The sequence below is a fragment of the Pseudomonas sp. R3-57 genome (genome assembly GCF_051132065.1).
Taxonomy (GTDB): Bacteria; Pseudomonadota; Gammaproteobacteria; order Pseudomonadales; family Pseudomonadaceae; genus Aquipseudomonas.
The window spans coordinates 4920091-4940902 of sequence record NZ_CP071655.1; the positions used below are offsets into that span (position 1 = coordinate 4920091).

Sequence of the window (20812 nt, forward strand, 5' to 3'; positions counted from 1 at the left end):
ATTTCGCGTACGTTGACCCGCTTTTGCGGGCGTCGACGAGCGCCGCTGTACAGCACGAGGAACAAGGGATGTTCGCGCCGGCCAATGAAACCCACTTTGCCCTGACCATCGAAGGTCTTTCCGCTGATTTCCAGGTGTTTACCCTCACCGGTCGGGAAGCCATCAGCCAGCCTTTTGTCTTCGAGGTGGAGCTGGTCAGTGAGCAGCCGTCGCTGGACCTCGAAACCCTGCTGCACAAACCGGCCTTTCTGCAGCTGTCGCCTGACGGCAGCGGCATCCATGGCCAGATCTACCGCGCCGCGCAAGGCGATTCCGGCAAGCGCCTGACCCGTTATTCGGTGACTTTGCGCCCGCAACTGTCCTACCTCGCGCACCGCATCAACCAGCGCATCTTCCAGAACCTCAGCGTGCCGAAAATCATCGGCATGGTTCTCGAAGAACACGGCATCCAAAGCAACGCCTACGAATTCAAGACCGGTTCGATCTATCCCGAACGCATCTACTGCGTGCAGTACGACGAATCGGACCTGCATTTCATCCAGCGCCTGTGCGAAGAAGAAGGCATTCACTACCACTTCCAGCACAGCGCCACGGCGCACAAGCTGGTGTTTGGCGATGACCAGACGGTGTTCCCGAAACTGGCGCCTGTGCCCTACCAGCAAGACTCCGGTATGGTCGCCAGCAACCCGGTGATCAAGCGCTTCGACCTGCGCCTGGAAACCCGCACCAGTCGCACCACGCGCCGCGATTACGACTTCGAAAAACCGCGCCTGACCCTGGAAAGCGAAAACCGTGGCGACGCCCTGCCCGACCTCGAAGACTACGACTACCCGGGCCGTTTCATCGACCGCGAGCGCGGCAAACACCTGGCCAAACGCGCCCTCGAACGCCACCGCAGCGACTTCCAGCTCGCCGAAGGCAAGAGCGATCAGCCACTGCTGGTCAGCGGCCACTTCCTAGCCCTGACCGAACATCCCAAAGCCAAGTGGAACGATCTGTGGCTGCTCACCGAAGTCCTCCACGAAGGCAAGCAGCCGCAAGTGCTCGAAGAGTCGGTGACCAGCGACACCACCGCACTGAAAGACGATTTCCATCAGGGCTATCGCAACCGCTTTCAGGCGACGCCGTGGGACGTGCCCAATCGCCCACCGCTGCGCCACCCGAAACCGCGCATCCTCGGCAGCCAGAGCGCCGTGGTCACCGGCCCGAAAGGCGAAGAAATCCACTGCGACGAATACGGCCGCGTCAAAGTCCAGTTCCACTGGGACCGCGAAGGCCAGGCCGACGACAAGACCAGTTGCTGGCTGCGCGTCTCCAGCGCCTGGGCCGGCGCCCAGTACGGCGGCATCGCCATCCCGCGCATCGGCATGGAAGTGCTGGTCACCTTCCTTGAAGGCGATCCCGATCAACCGCTGATCAGCGGCTGCCTGTACCACAAGGAAAACACCGTTCCCTACGCCCTGCCGGCGAACAAGACCCGCAGCACCTTCAAGACCCTTAGCTCCATGGGCGGTGGCGGCTACAACGAACTGCGCATCGAAGACAAGAAAGGTCAGGAGCAGATCTACCTGCACGCCCAGCGCGACTGGGACGAGAACATCGAGCACGACCAGAAAATCCGCGTCGGCAACGAACGCCACGACACCGTCGAGCAGAACAGCTACACCGAATTCAAGGCCGAAGAACACCACACCGTCTACGCCGACCGCAAAGTCGAAACCCGCGCCAACGACCACCTCACCGTGGGCGTCAACCAGCACATCAAGATCGGCACCGGCCAGTTCATCGACGCCGGCCAGGAAATCCACCTCAGCAGCGGCATGAAAGTGGTGATGGAAGCCGGCGCCGAGCTGACTCTGGTCGGCGGCGGCAGCTTCATCAAGATCGACGCCGGCGGCGTGACCATGAGCGGGCCGGTGATCAACATGAACTCCGGGGGCAGCCCCGGCGTTGGCACGGGCGCCGCACCGTTGATGCCCGGCGTGTTGAAACAGGCGGATGCCGACAAGGCTGGCCAGGTCCTGACCCCGGCGCAAATCAACACCCTCAAACGCAACGCGCCGTTCTGCGAAGAATGCGAAAAATGCAAGGCAGGTGCCTGTGCCATCTGATCGAATCACCCCCAGGGACTGGCTGGCGCAAGAGCCGCTACAAAACGGCGAGCGCCTGTATTTGATCATCAGCGCCGCCAGCGATGCCGACGCGCTGAAAACCCTGTACCTCACCGAACCCACCGCCCAGCTCCTGCCGATCTGGGGCGGCACGCCCTACTCCACCTGGCAACCGGTGATGCCCTACCTCACCGAGCTCAAACCGAATTCGGCCTTCCTGCCCTGGATCGCCGAAACCGATGCGCTGGACTGGGGCTGGCTGGCGATATCGCGTTCAGCGCCGAACGAAGTGTTCGAACATCTGCGCAGCCTGACGCAGGTGAAGATGCCGGATGGCACCGAGGTGTTTTTCAGGTTTTGGGATGGGCGGCATATCTACCCGATTCTGCATGGCCTGGGGGAAAAGGCCGGGGAGGTGCTGCCGGTGTTTGAACGATATCTGATTAATGGTCAGGCGCTGGAGGTTGGGACGCGGGTTGTACCGAAGGTGCGGGATTGGCCGTGGTGGGAGGTGCCGAAGGCTTTGCTGGATGGCTTGGGCAAGGACAATCCCACGACGCTGATTGCCAATCTCATGCAATGGCTGGAAGAAGACCGTTTGGACCTCTACACCGCGTGGCCCGAGAACAATCTCAAGCTGAAAGTCAGCCGTTTTGTGCGCCGCCCGGATGCGCCGAAAAACCTTAAAGAAGCATTGTTAAATCACCTGATTCTGGAGCAAGGCTGATGGATCGCGTTGCCTTTGTTGACAACCAACTGAACACCTTCAAGGACAGTCTGAAGCTGTATCAGGAACAAACCAAAACCTGGTACGCGCGAGCGCTCGACAAGGGCAGTCGCGCCACTGACATGCCGTCATTGTTGGGCATGGAGCGTGTCATCAAGGTTGGCAACACCAGTAAAGCCGTGAGCATGACTGACGGCAGCTTCAGCTCGAACGTGGCTCAATGTCCACTCAAAGGTCCGTTGCTGATCGAGAGCAAATTCGAATCGGTTTACGACATTCCGGTGGGTGATATCGAAGTCGAAATCGTTGCTGTGGACGGTGGCGCAGTCAGCAAGGTCAAACTCGACGCTCAAGGCAAAGCCGCCTGGACCGGCGGTGTACCCGGCAAGTTCTACCAGATCCGCGTGCATAACGAAGTGACGCCGGCGCAAATCGACGCCCTCTTCAGCTCCTACAGCGGCGTGACCGCGGATCTGGAAGGCTTCCTGCGTAAGGAATGGGCGGGCTTCAAACCCCAGTGGTCGAACCTTTCCACCTCCGGCACAGTGATGGCAGTTGGCAACGGCATACTCGAAGGTGGCTGGGAGGCCATCAAGGGTGTGTGGGACGGCATTAGCCTTGTGCTCGATATCCTTCAGGATCCGAAGAAATTCGCCAAGGATCTCGGCGCTGGCGCAGACGAGCTGATCAAAGTTGCCAAAAGCTCGCCAGACGTCATGAAAAAAGCCATGTTGCTGGCGAGTGACGAAGCAGCGCTGTTCCTGCTGGTACGCAGTGCGGTGATCTGGCTGGCAGCCTTGCCGCCGATGAAGATGGCAGGCGACGTAGCGAAAATGACCACGGCGATCGTTGTCGGTATCGCGATCGATATCGTCATTGGTGTTGTGCTGACAATCGCGGCTGAAGGCACCGGGGTTATTTATCTGGCTGCCCGACTGAAAAAGTATGGCGAACTTGTACTCAATGCAGTCATCGGCTTCGTGAAGTCGGTATTCAAGATCATCAATGGTTTTATGGAGTATGTCGCCAAGTACACCGCTGTGGCGGCGCGCGGAGTGACGGCTAAGGTTAGGAACGGGATTTCCGAGTTGCGTTTTGATGGCAAGAAAAACGCCAGACTTGCTGACGGTAAAGTCGCTGATGACGTATCGAACCAGGCGAAGAATCCCGCCGAAAAGAGCGCAGAACCTGCTGCAAAGACTTGCACTAGCGGGTGCCCTGTTTCGATGGTCACTGGCGAAGAGTTATTGACGTTAACTGACGGCCAACTCGACGGCCTGCTGCCATTCGAATGGACCCGTCTCTATCGCACCAGCGCTGTGGAAATCGACTGCGGTCTCGGCTATGGCTGGAGCCACGCGCTCGCCCACCGCATCGAGATCAATGGCGATGAAGTCATCTGGACCGATCAGGAAAACCGCTCCACCGTTTTCCCACTTCCGAGCGAGCAGCGTCCCGCCATCACCAACAGCCTATCGCACGCGGCCATCTTTCTCGGTGACGATCCATCCGAGCTGATTCTCGCGCAGGCTGGCAAGCGACCATCGTTCTATCACTTCCGCTTCGACAGCAAAGGCGCGACCCTGATCGCTATCAGCGATAGCTATGGCAACCGCTTGCACGTTACTCGCGACATCCATGGGCGCATCAAACGTCTCGACAACGGTGCCGGCCGCGCCCTGCTCCTGCGCTACGATCGCAAGCACATCATCGCCGTCGACTATCAACAGTTCCTGCCAGCGGACAATCTTGAAGCCGCGTGGAACACGGTGCAGACGCTGGTCACTTACAGCTACGACACGCAGCATCGCCTGATCGAGGCGAAGAACGCCGCCGACGAAGCCGAACGCTATCGCTACAACGACCAGCACGTCATTCTCGAGCGGCAATTGGCAGGCGGCGCGGCGTTCTACTGGGAGTGGGAAAACGAAGGCAAACTGTCTCGGTGTACACGTCACTGGGCCAACTTTTCCCAGATGGAAGCGCAATACGCCTGGGACGACAAAGGCAGCGTTACCGTTACCAACGCCGATGGTAGCGAAGAGGTCTACACCCACGATGATCAGGCGCGACTGATCAGCAAAATTGATCCCGATGGTGCCGAGCATCAAAAAGCCTATAACGACAAGGGTCAATTGATCGCGGAAAAGGACCCATTGGGCGCCGTTACCGAATACCGCTACGACGACAACGGACTGATGACCGCTGTCATCCCCCCAGAAGACGAAGCTACAACTTACGAATATGTCAACGGCTTCGTCAGCGACGTTCGTCGCGGCAAAGCCAGTTGGAAGTATCAACGCAACCGACAGGGTGATGTCACTGCGCAGATTGACCCGGACGGCAATGCCACCCATTACAGCTATGACCCGCAGGGTCGTCTGTTGGAAATCCGTCACCCGGACGGCAGCCGTCATCAACTCGGTTGGAACGATCTCGGTCAACTGCTTGAAGAACGCCTTCCCGACGGCGGTCAGCGCAAGTACCGTTACGATGCACTAGGCAGGCAGATCACTCGCCAGGAAGAGTCCGGCGCGATCACTCATTACCAATGGGATCCTGCCAATCGCCTTGCCCAGGTTACGCTGCCCGGCGGCGCCACTCGCGCATTCAGCTACAACGCCTACGGCAATGTCACTGCTGAACGTGACGAACTTGGCCGTATCACCCGCTATGAATATGCCGACAATCTTCACCTCGTCAGCCGCCGAATCAATCCCGACGGCAGCCAACTGCGCTACCGCTACGACAACTCGCGTCTGTTGCTCACTGAAATTGAAAACGAGCGCGGCGAGCACTATCACCTTGATTACTACGCCAACGGCCTGATTCAACAGGAAACCGGCTTCGATGGTCGTCGGACTGCCTACGAGTACGACCTCAACGGCCAACTGCTGAAGAAAACCGAGTTCGGCGACGACGGCAGCGAACTGGTCACCGAATATCAGCGCGATGCCGCAGGCCGCTTGCTCGTAAAAACGCTGCCCGACGGCGAAGAGATTCACTACAGCTACGACGCGCTTGGCCGCCTCGTTAACGTTGACGACGGCCATTGGCCGCTCGCCTATAAATACGACCTACAAGACCGACTCATCGAGGAACACCAAGGCTGGGGCACTCTGCGCTACGAATACGATAGCGTCGGCCAGCTCAAGCACTGCCGCTTGCCCGATGGCAGCAAACTCGATTACCGCCACCAGCCTGGCGGGCAACTCAGCAGCATCGATCTCAACGGCTCGCGCCTGACCTCTCATCAGTTCAACGCCGGTCGAGAGCAACAACGCCAACAAGGTCTATTGCTCAGCCAATACCAATACGATGAACAGGGACGCCTCCAAGCGCACAGCGTTAGCCAACGGGACAAGCATCTGTTCCAGCGTCGCTACAACTACGACGCCAACGGCAACCTCGCCGGAATCGACGACAGCCGCAAAGGCAACCGCAGCTATCACTACGACCCGCTGGATCGCCTGATCAGCGTGCGCGGCGCCATGCCAGAGAGCTTCGCCCATGACCCGGCAGGCAACCTGCTAGGACAAAATGACCTGCCCGTTGCGAACCTCGCCAACGTCAAAGGCAATCGCTTGCTGATGCAAGGCGATCGCCACTACGACTACGACGCCTACGGCAACCTGATCCGTGAAAGTCGCGGCACCGGCCAAAAGCTCGTCACCGAATACCGCTACGACTGCCAACACCGCCTGATCGGCGTCAGCCTGCCGGGCGGCAGCACAGCGACCTACAAATACGACGCCTTTGGCCGCCGCATTGAAAAAACCGTCGACGGTCACACCACCGAGTTTCTGTGGCAAGGCGAACACCTCATCGCTGAAAGCGCCGAGAACCGCTACCGCAGCTACATCTACGAACCGGGCACTTTCCGCCCGCTGGCAATGCTCGACGGCGAAGGCCCGCTAAAAGCGGCCCCGTTCTATTACCAACTCGACCACCTCGGCACGCCACAGGAACTGACTGACTACAGCGGCGAAATCATGTGGTCGGCGAAGTACCGCGCCTATGGCAACCTCGCCGCGCTGGACGTCAGCGAAATCGATAACCCGCTGCGTTTTCAGGGTCAGTACTTCGACGTCGAGACAGGGTTACATTACAACCGCCACCGCTACTACAATCCGGGAACTGGACGGTTCTTGACGCCGGATCCGATCAAGCTTGCGGGTGGGTTGAATAGCTACCAGTACGTGCCTAACCCTACGGGGTGGGTGGATCCGTTGGGGCTTGCAAGTAAAGATTGTGAACAACCCGAACCATATGACAACTCTGCCCATAACGCTGCTAAATACGCTGCAATGAAACGGGACCTTAGAACGACTGAGGCCGCTAACCCCTTAGTCGAAAGCCTGCGATCTACCGGAGAGCTTCCTCCTAATTACGTTACTAAGGCTCAGGCTGCTCAGAGCGGATGGAAACCAGGTAAGGCAGTCAACAACAGCGTCCCCGGTGGGCAGATAGGTGGAGATATTTTCTATAATGATACAAATATCCTTCCATCCGCCTCTGGCCGAACTTGGTATGAAGCCGACGTCGGCCTCAGCAACGCAATGTCACGGAGCAACCAACCGGGAACCAGGTTACTCTATTCGAATGACGGCCTGCTATATATCACCAGCGATCACTATGATACCGTCAGCCCAATTGGAACATGGAAGCAATAACAAATGAAAATTGAACTTGATGGCTTATCAATCTTAAACGAACAAGACTTTCATAAGCGTATAGCTTCTGCCTTTTCCGTATCACAATACTACGGAAACAACCTAAACGCCTTATGGGACCTGCTAAGCACGAATGTGGAACGCCCGATTAATATAGTATGGCGAAATTCGAGAGACTCTAAACAAAATCTTGGCGAAACATATGAGAAAATAATAGCGATATTCGAACGAACTAAAAACCAAGACATTTCTCTAGACTTAGGTGAAAAGTTCAACTACGAATTAAAGTAACAAGCAATTTTTACTTAATCATGGCTTTCTCTTGACGACAAGCACACCCCGACAAGAGTAAAGCAAATTAGACAATGCATCCTTGCGCCTACAACTTGCCAAAATCTTCATATCAAAGCGAACTACGCCTGAATATTGCCCAATGAATTACTTGGAAAAAGAAATCGATACAACATTGGCACAGCAAAAAATAAAAAATAAAAAATAAAAAATTCAGCGTCCATGATTTATCAGCACTCACAAGCAAGATAACGTCGCTTTTTTTCTCATCAAAAGCGAAAAATATGGATCCATATTTTCTGAAAAACACCAAAAAAAAAAACACGACCCAGAATACTGGAAGACAGTTGACACACTGGAAAATTTTGAGAAGCCTATTCTCATAGTTCAAGACGACCATATTCACGCTTGGAGGCTTGAAACCACGGAAGACCTAAGAACGCTACTTTTCGAATCAACAGGCTTTCCATTCTGGATAACCCCTGAAAACTTAAGCACATTAATATACTTAGATGTACATGACTGCGTCCACTTCGCGCAGCGAGGCCCCTAAAACAACCTCAGAGCAAACCTGTAACCAGATAGCATTTAATTATCAAGCAATGTCGAAAACAAAACTTAATCCCAATACATATTCGGGCAAATCGCCCGTACGACTAATCCGGTGCGATCACTAATTAGCAATGGGATGCCCTCGACCGCCTGACGCAGGATACCCTACCCGGAGGAGCCACACGCGCGCCTACCTACAATCCAACGAAAAAGAACAAATAAATTATGAATACTGAAAAGATAAAAAATCTTGACGGAAAGATAACTTTTGACGAATTAACCAGCCTAGACGGATCGAAAATTGCGCTCCCCACAGATAAATTAAGGGAAGATCTATTACAGGCATCATTCCCGCACGAGCAAATAATAGACATTGGATGGTATCCCGAATTCAGTGAACACGGTGCCTTCAGAATCTCATTAATCGCAAACCAAAACTGGGAATCACCTATATACACCGAAACGGCCAAAACTTTGGGCGATCTTGAGAAAGCGTTAGATAACACGTTGGATAAATTAAAAAAAACTTAAGCATCGACGCGCTCGCGTCGACTAGTCAACGTCGACGGCAGTGATTAGCCGTTTGCCTATAGATACGACCTGCAAGACCGATTCATCGAGGAACACCAAGGCTGGGGCACTCTGCGCTACGAATACGATAGTGTCGGCCAGCTCAAGCACTGCCGCTTGCCCGATGGCAGCAAACTCGATTGCCGCCACCAGCCTGGCGGGCAACTCAGCAGCATCGACCTCAACGGCTCCCGCCTGACGCTCTCTCGCTACGACCCGAAAAAAATCCCAACAAGTTGGTCCCCTCGTAATTTCAATCGAACCTGGTCCAGAACGGAATTACAAACTTCGACCTCCGTTTTAAGCCCTACTCAACGACACGGGAAAAATCGCAACTCAACGCTGCGATTTCTCAAACCCATAATTTCAAACCGCCGCCAACCGCACCTGCCTCTCCAACTCCACCTTAAACCCCGGCTCCAGCTTCAACTGCCGCGCCAGTTCATCCAGATAGCTCTTCTCCATAAAATTCTCCTCATCCACCAGCATCACACTGGCGATGTACATCTCTGCCGCCATTTCCGGCGTGCTCGCGGCGCGGGCGACGTCGGTGGGGTCGAGGGGTTTGTTGAGTTCGGCGTGGAGCCAGTGTTGCAGTTCCTGGTCGTTGTCGAGTTTGCTGAATTCGCCTTCGATCAGTTCGCGCTCGCGCTCGTCAATGTGGCCGTCGGCTTTGGCGGCGGCGACCAGGGCTTTGAGAATGGCCTGGCTGTGTTGTTCGACTTGTGCCGGTGGCAGGCGGTCGAGGGTTTGCGGTTCGGTTTGGGGGGCGCTGCCTTTTTGCGCGTTGTAGTTGCCGTAGGCCTTGTAGGCCAGCACGCCGAGTGCGGCGAGGCCGCCGTAGATGGCGACTTTGCCGCCGACCTTGCGCACTTTTTTGTTGCCGAGCAGCAGGCCCATGGCGCCGGCCGCCAGTGCGCCTCCGCCTGCGCCGGAGAGCAGGCCGCCGAGGCCGCTGGCGCCTGACGAGCCGCCGAGCAATCCGCCCAGCCCGCCGGCAGCCGATTTGTTCGATGCGCCGCCAGCCTTGTTCTGCAGCAGATCCTGGCCGGATTTGAGCAGTTGATCGAGCAATCCACGGGTGTTCATGTTCCGCCTCCAAACAGGGGTTATCCGGATCTGTAAGGCCCTCAGCCTAGTGCGAAAGTGCCCGGGACGGCGGTGCGAGTGTGCTTCGAGATGTTGCTCGCGCTCGCGTCTGACCTTGAAAAATCCGATCTACACTTCAGCCCAGCGCGAAATTCCATCGCCGTTGTCGAGATGCGCCCGATCGACCACGCTCTTGTGACCGGGTTGTCGATCGACGAGATCGTCGTCAGGAGTGAGCCTGCTCGCGAAGAGGCCGTCACATCCCGCATCGATGTTGCCTGACACACCGCTTTCGCGAGCAAGCTCGCTCCCACAATGTTTCTCGGTTTCTTCAGAAAGATAACAATTGCTTCTAAGAGGACACAGCTATGCAAACCCGACTCTTGATCAACGGACAACTGGTCAACGGCGAAGGCCCTGCGCAATCGGTGCTCAACCCGGCGCTGGGCGAAGTGCTGGTGGAAATCAATGAAGCCAGCGAAGCCCAGGTCGATGCTGCCGTGCGCGCCGCCGACAACGCTTTTGCCGAGTGGTCGCAAACCGCGCCGAAAGACCGCTCGCGGCTGTTGCTCAAGCTCGCCGACGCCATCGAAGCCCATGGCGAGGAACTGGCGAAACTCGAATCCGACAATTGCGGCAAACCCTACAGCGCCGCGCTCAACGACGAGATCCCGGCGATTGCCGATGTGTTCCGTTTCTTCGCCGGCGCCAGCCGTTGCATGAGCGGTTCGGCCGCTGGCGAATATTTGCCCGGTCACACTTCAATGATCCGTCGCGATCCGGTCGGGGTGATCGCCTCCATCGCGCCGTGGAATTACCCGCTGATGATGGTCGCCTGGAAAATCGCCCCGGCGCTGGCCGCCGGTAATACCGTGGTGCTCAAGCCGTCGGAACAAACCCCGCTGACGGCGTTGCGTCTGGCCGAATTGGCGTTGGATATTTTCCCAGCCGGTGTACTCAATCTGGTGTTCGGCAGGGGCGCTACCGTCGGCAGTCCACTGGTCAGCCATCCGAAAGTACGCATGGTTTCGCTGACCGGTTCGATCGCCACCGGATCGAACATCATTTCCAGCACGGCCGACAGCGTTAAACGCATGCACATGGAACTGGGTGGCAAGGCACCGGTGATCATCTTCGACGACGCCGACCTCGACGCGGCGGTAGACGGCATTCGGACCTTCGGGTTCTACAATGCCGGGCAGGACTGCACCGCCGCCTGCGGGATCTACGCGCAGCAAGGGATTTACGACAAATTCGTCGAGAAACTCGGCGCGGCGGTCAGTACGATCAAATACGGCGTGCAGGATGATCCCTCCACCGAGCTGGGCCCGCTGATCACCGCACAACACCGCGACCGCGTCGCCGCTTTCGTCGAGCGCGCCGTAGCGCAGCCGCACATCCGCTTGATCACCGGCGGCAAGGCTGTCGAAGGTAATGGCTTCTTCTTCGAACCGACGGTACTCGCCGATGCGCAGCAGGACGACGAGATCGTCCGCCGTGAAGTGTTTGGCCCAGTGGTTTCGGTGACCAAATTTACCGATGAAGCACAAGCGCTGGAGTGGGCCAACGATTCCGACTACGGCCTCGCCTCCTCCATCTGGACCGCCGACGCAGGGCGTGCGCATCGCCTGTCAGCGCGGCTGCAGTACGGCTGCACCTGGGTCAACACGCACTTCATGCTCGTCAGCGAAATGCCCCACGGCGGTCAGAAAATGTCCGGGTACGGCAAGGACATGTCGATGTATGGGCTGGAGGACTACACCACGGTTCGGCATGTGATGTTCAAGCACTGAGGGCAACAACTCCCGAGCAGGCTGGCTTCCACAGAGGAAACGCATTCTAAATGCCGGAGCCAGCCTGCTGGCGATTGCGGCAGCCCCCATTAAATAATCAGGAGGGCGTAATCAACTGGACCGAGGGGAAGTAATTACGATACCGCTTGGAGTTCTGAACTAAACAACGGCAACTTCAGGGAGTAACGCCATCAAATCATCGGTTCGCCACTTGATGTCCGCCTTGCCACGAACCGCATCAAATCGATCCGGTGCCGTTGTCTGCTCTCCAGCGTGTCTGGCACTGTGCAAAACCACTTCGCCCTGTTCATTGACACTGAACTCAACGGCCGAGCCCGGCGTCAGTTGAAGGGCGTCACGTATTGGTTTCGGAATAGTGACCTGGCCCTTGCTCGTCATGGTTGTCGTCATGTGGTGCTCCAAGAGTATTACTCGTATGAACAACGTAATACCTGTTACCGGGATCTGCAACCGCCACATATTGTAGGAATTCTTCCCTCAACTCGAAGGAAACGCCTACTTCAAAACCTGCCTGCATGCCCTCCATTGAACTGTGGCTAACGCGCGATGTGTTCGCTTCGAAAAAGGGGGCGGGCTTTGCAGCCCGCTCCCTTTTCAGTTTTTCTCGTTAGAACCGCGAAACACTCCGCATTGCATCCACCAGATACCTCATCGCGATCCGGTCATTCTCGGAAAGCTCTCGATAGCGTTCAACCAGCTTCAACTCTTCCGAACTGAGCCGGCGTCTTCTGCGCCCGCCACCCAGGCAAGGAAAGATCCCTAACATTTCGGTGATGCCGTGTATTTTTGCCATGGACGATGTCCTTCTCTGATGAGTCAAGAAACTGCTGAACCTCACATCGCCCTGCCTCTTTTGAGCAGTGTCGTGTGCCCCGCCGACACGAAGGCTTGTATCCGGTCTTGCCCATAGAATAGGAATTAAATCGGCGCTGAAAAGGAGTTTTTAGAGTAATTAATCGAAAAAAGCAGTTATGCCCTTTAAATCAGAGGACCCTGTCAGAAAAATTACAGACATGTCTTGTTTCATTGCCAGCTGACGCCACGCAAACAAGGCTTTTTGCTCGACAATCGAACCGATTAAGCTAGCGGGCATCTGTTTATAGTCCGTTGCGTTTGGCCGAAGGCATGACCGAACCGTAATTTCCGATCCGCTACGTGCCAGGAACGGCACGGGATTGCACACGACAGGTTGTATATATGCATCGCAGGAATTTGCTCAAAGCGTCCATGGCCATCGCGGCTTACACCGGTCTTTCGGCCACTGGCCTGCTGGCCACGCGTGCCTGGGCGGCCAATGGCGGCGCCGCCGATGGCGAAGCGCAGGCGTTCGATTTCGAAGCGCTCAAGCGTCAGGCCAAGCAACTGGCCGGCAGCGCCTATCAGGATACGAAACAGGTATTGCCGCCAACGCTGGCGACGATGACGCCGCAGAATTTCAACGCTATCCGCTATGACGGCGAGCACTCCCTGTGGAAGGAAAACAAGGGCCAGCTGGATGTGCAGTTCTTCCACGTCGGCATGGGTTTCCGCCAGCCGGTGCGCATGTACGCCGTTGATCCGAAAACGCGCCTGGCGCGCGAAGTGCATTTCCGTCCGGCGCTGTTCAATTACGAGAACACTTCGGTCGACACCCAACAGTTGAAAGGCGATCTGGGTTTCGCCGGGTTCAAACTGTTCAAGGCGCCGGAACTCGATCGACATGACGTGGTGTCGTTCCTCGGTGCGAGTTATTTCCGTGCCGTCGATGCGAGTGGCCAATATGGCCTCTCGGCGCGCGGGCTGGCGATCGACACCTACGCCAAGAAGCGCGAGGAATTCCCTGACTTCACCAAATTCTGGTTCGAGACGCCGGACAAGAACGCCACGCGTTTTGTGGTCTACGCCCTGCTCGACTCGCCGAGCGCCACCGGTGCCTATCGCTTCGACATCGATTGCCAGGCCGAACGCGTGGTCATGGAAATCGACGCGCACATCAATGCGCGTACCGCCATCGAACAGTTGGGCATTTCGCCAATGACCAGCATGTTCAGCTGCGGCACCCACGAGCGGCGTATGTGCGACACCATTCACCCGCAAATCCACGACTCGGATCGCCTGGCCATGTGGCGCGGCAACGGCGAGTGGATCTGCCGCCCGCTGAACAACCCGGCCACCCTGCAATTCAACGCTTTTGCCGACAAGGATCCGAAGGGCTTCGGCCTGGTGCAGACCGACCACGAATTCGCCAACTATCAGGACACGGTCGACTGGTACAGCAAACGCCCGAGCCTGTGGGTCGAACCGACTACCCCATGGGGCGAAGGCTCGATAGATCTGCTGGAAATCCCTACGACCGGCGAGACCCTGGACAACATCGTGGCGTTCTGGACGCCGAAGAAACCGGTGGCTGCCGGCGATTCGCTGAATTACGGCTACAAGCTCTACTGGAGCGCCTTGCCGCCCGTTGGCACGCCGTTGGCGCGGGTGCACGCGACCCGTTCCGGCATGGGTGGATTCACCGAAGGCTGGGCACCCGGCGAGCATTATCCGAAGGTGTGGGCGCGACGCTTTGCCGTGGACTTCACCGGCGGCGGTCTGGAGCGCTTGCCGCAGGGCACCGGGATTGAACCGGTGGTGACCTGCTCGAACGGCAAGGTGCAGGACTTCAGCGTGCTGGTGCTGGATGACATCAAGGGTTACCGGATCCTGTTCGACTGGTACCCGACCAGTGACAGCGTCGAGCCGGTGGAGCTGCGCCTGTTTATCCGCACCAATGACCGCACGTTGAGCGAGACCTGGTTGTACCAGTACTTCCCGCCGGCGCCGGACAAGCGCAAGTACCCTTGAGGATTTGAGGCGCCTGCACGGGCCTCATCGCTGGCAAGCCAGCTCCCACAGTGAATGGTGTCGAGCACAAATTTTGCGTACGCCACCAAACCTGTGGGAGCTGGCTTGCCAGCGATGGCGCCAGCATGGCAACAAAGACAACCAGACGAAAAAAAGCCCCGGCCATCACTGACCGGGTTTTTTTGCTTAATCTCGACTGACTCAATCCCGCAAATCAGACTCATGAATCGGCTGATCCCGATGCGTCGCCCGCTGATACTGCGCCGGCCACACCGCTTTGCGCCCGCCCAGATCATCATCGGCATGCAGCGGCCAGTACGGGTCACGCAGCAGTTCCCGCGCGAGGAAAATGATATCGGCCTGACAGGTACGCAAAATATGCTCGGCCTGCGCCGGCTCGGTAATCATGCCCACGGTGCCGGTGGCGATGCCTGACTCTTTGCGCACCCGTTCAGCGAAGCGCGTCTGATAACCCGGCCCGACAGGAATCTCCGCATTGGCCGCCGTACCGCCCGAGGACACATCGATCAGATCAGCGCCCAGCGTGTGCAGGCGCCGCGCCAGTTCCACGGTTTCATCCGGGTTCCAACCGTCTTCCACCCAGTCGGTGGCGGACACCCGAACAAACACCGGCAGTTCTTCCGGCCACACCGCCCGCACCGCTTCGGTGACTTGCAGCACCAGTCGAATACGATTTTCGAACGAACCGCCGTACTGATCCTGGCGTTGATTACTCAGCGGCGAGAGAAACTGATGCAGCAGATAACCGTGCGCAGCATGCACCTCGACCACGCTGAAACCCGCCGTCAGCGCGCGTTTGGCGGCATCGACGAAGGCTTGAATGACGGCGGCTATCTGCCCTTCATCAAGCTGTTTCGGTTGTGTGTGCTGCGGATCGAAAGCGATCGGCGAAGGCCCGACCGGGGTCCAACCACCCTCCTCGGGTTTGACGCTGCCATGCTTGCCGATCCACGGCCGATGGGTGCTGGCCTTGCGTCCGGCGTGGGCCAGTTGAATACCGGCGACCGCGCCTTGGGAAGTGATGAAGCGGGTGATGCGCTGCAACGGCGCAATCTGTTCGTCGTTCCACAGGCCGAGGTCTTCGGCGGTGATCCGTCCGTCGGCCGTTACCGCCGTGGCTTCGGTAAACACCAGACCGGCGCCGCCCACCGCGCGACTGCCCAGATGCACCAGATGCCAGTCGTTGGCCAGGCCGTCGACGCTGGAGTATTGGCACATCGGCGAGACGGCGATGCGGTTGGGCAGGGTCAGTTGGCGCAGGGTAAAAGGTTCAAGCAGCAGACTCATGGGGCACCTCTCGAATCAGTGGGCAGGCTCCAGGGTTCTGTTTGAAAAGTCGACGAGTGACAGAAAAAGTGCAGCACCCGCCCCCGCGGGCAAAAATTCGACAAGACGTCACAAGGCCAATCAAGCAGTGCTTAGAGCCTAGTCGACAACCGGGGAGGCGGGAGGGTTCAGAGTGATTCAGTGTGTGAAAAACAGCTTTCGTGAGCAGGCTCGCTCCCACTTTGGAATCCGATTCCCTGTGGGAGCGAGCCTGCTCGCGAAGGGCTTAACGCGGTTCGATATGGGCAATCATCAACTGCACAGTCTCATTGCCACGAAACTCGTTCACATCGAGTTTGTAGGCCAGCTCGACCCACTGAATCGTCGGATTCGGCCAGATATCCCGATCAATACCAAACGCAATGCCATCCAGCTTCACCGAGCCACACTCGCTTTTCAACACCACTTTCAAATGCCGCTCGCCAACCACGCGCTGTTCGACCAACTGGAACACGCCATGGAACACCGGTTCTGGAAAGTGTTGCCCCCATGGCCCGGCATGACGCAACGCGCGGGCCAGTTCGAGGTGGAACTCCTCGACCGCCAGGGTGCCATCGGTGAGCATGCGTCCAGTCAGGTCGTCTTCGCGAAGTTGCCGACGCACTTCAGCGTCAAAAGCCTCGGCGAACAACGGAAAATTCTCCTGTGCCAAGGTCAGACCGGCCGCCATCGCGTGGCCACCATACTTGGCGATCAGGTTCGGATGCTGCGCGGCGACCACACTCAGCGCATCGCGAATATGGAAACCCTGCACCGAACGCCCCGAGCCCTTGAGCAGGCCATCGCCGGCATCGGCGAACGCAATGGTCGGACGGAAATAACGCTCTTTCATTCGCGAGGCGAGGATGCCGATCACGCCTTGGTGCCACTCCGGATCGAACAGGCACAGACCAAACGGCATCGACTCCACCGGCAAGTCCTTGAGCTGCGCCAGCGCTTCACGCTGCATGCCCTGCTCGATGGATTTACGGTCCTGGTTCATGCCGTCCAGTTGCGCGGCCATTTCCCGGGCCAGATTGGCATCGCTGGTGAGCAGGCATTCGATGCCCAGGCTCATGTCATCCAGACGCCCGGCCGCATTGAGACGCGGGCCGACAATAAAGCCTAGATCGGTGGAGGTGATACGCGCGGCGTCACGCTTGGCGACTTCCAGAATCGCTTTTATCCCCGGCCGGGCACGGCCGGCGCGAATCCGCTCAAGCCCCTGATGCACCAGAATGCGGTTGTTGGCGTCCAGCGGCACCACGTCGGCGACGCTGCCGAGCGCCACCAGATCGAGCAGTTCGCCGATGTTCGGTTGCGGCTTGCTCTCGTACCAGCCGAGGCTGCGCAGGCGCGCACGCAACGCCATCAGCACGTAAAAGATCACGCCGACACCGGCCAACGCCTTGCTCGGAAATTCGCAGCCCGGCTGATTCGGGTTGACCAGCGCATCGGCCTGCGGCAACTCATCGCCGGGCAAGTGGTGGTCAGTGATCAGCACTTTCAGGCCGGCGCGTTTCGCCGCTGCGACGCCTTCGACACTGGAGATGCCGTTATCCACGGTGATCAGCAATTGCGGCTCGCGGGTCAGCGCGACGTCGACGATTTCCGGGGTCAGGCCATAGCCATATTCGAAACGATTCGGAACCAGGTAATCGACATGGGCCGCACCCAACAGACGCAAACCCAGTACGCCAACGGTGCTGGCCGTGGCGCCGTCCGCATCGAAGTCGCCGACGATGAGGATGCGCTGGCGTTGCTCCAGCGCGGTCACCAGCAGGTCGACGGCGGCATTGATGCCCTTGAGTTGCTGGTACGGAATCAACCGCGTCAGACTCTTGTCCAGCTCGGCCTCGGACTGCACGCCCCGCGCCGCATACAGGCGGGTCAGCAGCGGTGGCAGATCACCCAGAAAGGGCAGCGTGGCGGGCAATTGACGAGGTTCGATACGCATGGGGTGACGGAGACTTCTCTTGGTTACGTGGGATTATTCCGGTGCTGGCGCAGGATCAGCCGCGCTCACCTTGCAGCCATTGCAACTGGACTTCGTGCTGACCGCGGTCATCGGTGACGAAGACCGTGCCTTCGCTGATCATCACGTCCCACTTGATCACGCGCGGCATGTCCTTGGCCAGGGTTTCCAGCACTTCCTGCGGGACGGCGGCGATGTTGACGTTTTTCAGGTTCTTGATCGCCGGAATCACCTTGGTCTCCCAAACGCGCAGGCTACCGTAGGCCAGCAGGCTGGTGCGCTCGGTGCGGCGCGAGCACCAGGTCAGGCGATCGGAATCCGGCTGGCCGACTTCGATCCAGTGCAGGACGCGGTCGTCCAGGCTTTTTTCCCACAAGGCCGGTTCATCGACGTCCGACAGACCACGGCCAAACGACAACTGCTCGTTGTACCAGAGGGCGTAGGCCAGCAGGCGCACGGTCATGCGCTCTTCGGTTTCCGAAGGGTGACGGGCGATAGTCTGCTTGACGCTCTCGTAGACGCTGCGGTCGAGGTCGGTGAGGTTCAGTTCGAATTTATAGGTAGTGGACGGCTGGGCCATGAACGGGCTTCTTGATACGAGGAAAGTCGGCAAGTCTAACCGATGCGGTAGGCAATCATCGAGTTGATGGCGATCAAGCTGCGGCGTCTGACGGCCGGCTATGTTAAAACGCTGTATCCGCTCAGCCTTGTCCTACAGGATCTCGCATGCCGTTCACCAGCAAACCGCTCTCGGGTCTGAAAGTCATTGAATTGGGAACATTGATTGCCGGGCCGTTTGCCTCGCGTATTTGCGGCGAGTTCGGCGCCGAAGTGATCAAGATCGAATCACCCGACGGTGGCGACCCGCTGCGCAAATGGCGCAAGCTCTATGAAGGCACCTCGCTGTGGTGGTTTGTCCAGGCGCGCAACAAGAAATCGCTGACGCTGAACCTGAAGCACCCGGACGGTCTGGCAATCCTCAAACAACTGCTCGGCGAAGCCGACATTCTTATCGAAAACTTCCGCCCCGGCGTGCTGGAAAAACTCGGCCTGAGCTGGGACACCCTGCACGCGCTGAACCCGAAACTGGTGATGGTGCGCCTGTCCGGTTTCGGCCAGACCGGGCCGATGAAAGACCAGCCCGGTTTCGGCGCGGTCGGCGAATCCATGGGCGGTTTGCGTTACATCACCGGTTTCGAAGACCGGCCGCCCGTGCGCACCGGGATTTCCATCGGCGACTCGATTGCCGCGCTGTGGGGCGTGATCGGCGCGCTGATGGCGCTGCGGCACCGCGAAGTCAACGGAGGACTCGGTCAGGTCGTCGATGTCGCGCTGTATGAAGCGATTTTCGCGATGATGGAAAGCATGGTGCCGGAGTTCGATGTGTTCGGTTTCATCCGCGAGCGCAGCGGCAACATCATGCCGGGCATCACGCCCTCCTCCATTCACACCAGCGCCGATGGCAAGCATGTGCAGATTGGTGCCAACGGCGACGCGATCTTCAAACGCTTCATGCTGATCATCGGTCGTGAAGACCTTGCCCACGACCCGGCGCTGGCCAGCAACGACGGACGCGACAGCCGCCGCGACGAGTTGTACGGCGTGATCGATCGCTGGGTCAATTCGCTGCCACTGCAAACCGTGCTCGACCTGCTCAATCAGGCCGAAGTGCCGGCCAGCCGGATTTTCAGCGCCGAGGACATGTTCAACGACCCGCAGTACCTCGCCCGGGAAATGTTCCTGCACGCGAAACTGCCCGACGGCAAGGATTTCAAGATGCCCGGCATCGTGCCGAAACTGTCCGAGACACCCGGCAGTTCCGAATGGGTCGGACCGCAACTGGGTGAGCACAATGCGCAGGTACTCCAAGACCTTGGCTACGACGAAAAGCAGATCGCCAGGTTACGCGAAGACGGAGCCATTTAAGCTGAAGCGCCGACTGCCCTCGCCTGCCAATCGCGCCCGGTCCGGGTGGACGTGGCGGCTGTTCGGCTTGCTGTGCCTGCTCACGCTGTCAGGCGCAGCGCAGGCAAAACCGACGCTGATCTGGTTGTTGCGCGACCTGCCGCCGATGACCATTTTCGAAGGCCCGAAAAAGGGTCAGGGCGTCATCGATCATTTGATGCCACTGCTGATCGCCGGCATGCCGCAATACGAGCACACACTGCTGCGGGTCAATCGCGCTCGCGGACTGCAGATGCTGCAAGAACATTCATTCGCTTGCGATCCGGCGCTGCTGTGGAGCAAGGAGCGTGCGCAATGGATCGTGTATTCGATTCCGGCGATCCGCGCCGTGAGCAATGGCCTGGTGGTGCGCCAACAAGATCGCGCGGTGCTGGCGCCTTATCTGGTGGAAGGAGAAGTTGACCTGGCGGCTTTGCTGGCAGCGCCTGAGCGCAAGGTCGGCATCGTCGCCGAACGCAGCTATGGCGAGGTCATCGACAGCCTCTTGCAGCAGGCGCCGCGCGGCGCCTTGACGCCACACTACGGCAACGACGCGCTGAGCAACCTGCTATCGATGCAGCGTCTGGGTCGTTTGCAGGTGGTGCTCGGTTATTGGCCGGAGATCCGCTATCAGGCCACGCAGGCGCAGATTGCCGAGGATGAACTGGCGTTCTACCCGATTCGCGGTACGCAGAAATATCTCTCCGGGCATGTGGCGTGCTCCAACTCCGCCGAAGGACGTCGGGCCATCGCCGAGATCAACGGTCTGCTACGCACCCTGCCCCACGAACCGCTCAATCAACTGTACGCCGATTGGCTCGACCCGGAGCGGCGGGCGGACTATCTGCAACAGGCCCGCGTATTTTTCGACCACCAGGCCGCGCAATGAAAAATCGCAGGCAAAAAGAAACCCC

The 20812-nt window shown here is 58.2% G+C and carries 16 protein-coding genes and 1 pseudogene; 11 read left to right on the top strand and 6 right to left on the bottom strand.

From position 1 onward, the window contains the following. The first annotated feature begins 68 nt into the window (after window positions 1-68). The 6 genes and pseudogenes from tssI to J3P93_RS22255 all read left to right on the top strand — a co-directional run. Window positions 69-2111 carry a type VI secretion system tip protein TssI/VgrG gene (gene tssI / locus J3P93_RS22230; RefSeq protein ID WP_434591939.1) on the top strand — a complete coding sequence of 681 codons (2043 nt, stop codon included), beginning with the start codon at window positions 69-71 and terminating at the stop codon, window positions 2109-2111. Then, entirely contained in the window at window positions 2101-2838 is a 738-nt protein-coding gene (locus J3P93_RS22235; RefSeq protein ID WP_434591942.1) for a DUF4123 domain-containing protein, read from the top strand. The genes tssI and J3P93_RS22235 overlap by 11 nt, the downstream gene beginning before the upstream one ends. Then, complete coding sequence (locus tag J3P93_RS22240) at window positions 2838-7511, top strand: RHS repeat-associated core domain-containing protein (RefSeq protein WP_434591945.1); 4674 nt, start codon at window positions 2838-2840, stop codon at window positions 7509-7511. Before J3P93_RS22235 ends, J3P93_RS22240 begins: the two co-directional genes overlap by 1 nt. Window positions 7512-7514: 3 nt before the next feature. Continuing rightward, a complete protein-coding gene (locus J3P93_RS22245; protein ID WP_258450393.1) occupies window positions 7515-7802 on the top strand; it encodes a barstar family protein in 288 nt (95 codons plus the stop codon). Between the two features lie 777 nt (window positions 7803-8579). Further along, on the top strand, window positions 8580-8885 hold the full coding sequence (locus tag J3P93_RS22250; protein WP_434591948.1) for a hypothetical protein: 306 nt from the start codon (window positions 8580-8582) through the stop codon (window positions 8883-8885). Window positions 8886-8903: 18 nt separating this feature from the next. Beyond that, window positions 8904-9137, top strand: a pseudogene (locus J3P93_RS22255) (hypothetical protein); the annotation flags it as partial. A 153-nt stretch (window positions 9138-9290) separates the two neighbouring features. Here the strand turns inward: J3P93_RS22255 and J3P93_RS22260 are convergent. Continuing rightward, window positions 9291-10013: a tellurite resistance TerB family protein gene (locus J3P93_RS22260; RefSeq protein WP_434591951.1), complete on the bottom strand. Its 723-nt coding sequence runs from the start codon at window positions 10011-10013 to the stop codon at window positions 9291-9293. A 90-nt stretch (window positions 10014-10103) separates the two neighbouring features. On the opposite strand from J3P93_RS22260, the gene J3P93_RS22265 reads away from it, so the two are divergent. Next, window positions 10104-10295 (top strand): hypothetical protein, encoded by a 192-nt coding sequence (locus J3P93_RS22265; protein ID WP_434591953.1) that lies wholly within the window; start codon window positions 10104-10106, stop codon window positions 10293-10295. An 86-nt stretch (window positions 10296-10381) separates the two neighbouring features. Beyond that, window positions 10382-11806 (top strand): gamma-aminobutyraldehyde dehydrogenase, encoded by a 1425-nt coding sequence (locus tag J3P93_RS22270; protein ID WP_434591956.1) that lies wholly within the window; start codon window positions 10382-10384, stop codon window positions 11804-11806. Window positions 11807-11965: 159 nt separating this feature from the next. Here J3P93_RS22270 and J3P93_RS22275 read toward each other — a convergent pair whose 3' ends face one another. Continuing rightward, window positions 11966-12217 (bottom strand): AbrB/MazE/SpoVT family DNA-binding domain-containing protein, encoded by a 252-nt coding sequence (locus J3P93_RS22275; protein ID WP_203420882.1) that lies wholly within the window; start codon window positions 12215-12217, stop codon window positions 11966-11968. A gap of 217 nt (window positions 12218-12434) precedes the next feature. Further along, complete coding sequence (locus tag J3P93_RS22280; RefSeq protein WP_093104396.1) at window positions 12435-12620, bottom strand: hypothetical protein; 186 nt, start codon at window positions 12618-12620, stop codon at window positions 12435-12437. Between the two features lie 404 nt (window positions 12621-13024). Between J3P93_RS22280 and J3P93_RS22285 the strand changes: the two genes are divergently transcribed. Continuing rightward, window positions 13025-14653, top strand: coding sequence for a glucan biosynthesis protein D (locus tag J3P93_RS22285; protein WP_434591959.1), 1629 nt, complete (start codon window positions 13025-13027; stop codon window positions 14651-14653). A gap of 201 nt (window positions 14654-14854) precedes the next feature. Here the strand turns inward: J3P93_RS22285 and J3P93_RS22290 are convergent, their stop codons facing one another. From J3P93_RS22290 to J3P93_RS22300, 3 genes are all read right to left on the bottom strand, one after another. Next, window positions 14855-15961 (bottom strand): NADH:flavin oxidoreductase/NADH oxidase, encoded by a 1107-nt coding sequence (locus J3P93_RS22290; RefSeq protein ID WP_434591962.1) that lies wholly within the window; start codon window positions 15959-15961, stop codon window positions 14855-14857. A gap of 265 nt (window positions 15962-16226) precedes the next feature. Then, complete coding sequence (gene recJ / locus J3P93_RS22295; RefSeq protein ID WP_434591965.1) at window positions 16227-17936, bottom strand: single-stranded-DNA-specific exonuclease RecJ; 1710 nt, start codon at window positions 17934-17936, stop codon at window positions 16227-16229. 55 nt (window positions 17937-17991) lie between these two features. Continuing rightward, entirely contained in the window at window positions 17992-18534 is a 543-nt protein-coding gene (locus J3P93_RS22300; protein WP_434591968.1) for a YaeQ family protein, read from the bottom strand. A gap of 146 nt (window positions 18535-18680) precedes the next feature. On the opposite strand from J3P93_RS22300, the gene J3P93_RS22305 reads away from it, so the two are divergent. Both J3P93_RS22305 and J3P93_RS22310 read left to right on the top strand, forming a co-directional pair. Further along, complete coding sequence (locus J3P93_RS22305) at window positions 18681-19880, top strand: CaiB/BaiF CoA transferase family protein (protein WP_434591971.1); 1200 nt, start codon at window positions 18681-18683, stop codon at window positions 19878-19880. After that, on the top strand, window positions 19807-20787 hold the full coding sequence (locus J3P93_RS22310; RefSeq protein ID WP_434591974.1) for a TIGR02285 family protein: 981 nt from the start codon (window positions 19807-19809) through the stop codon (window positions 20785-20787). Before J3P93_RS22305 ends, J3P93_RS22310 begins: the two co-directional genes overlap by 74 nt. Window positions 20788-20812 lie beyond the last annotated feature (25 nt).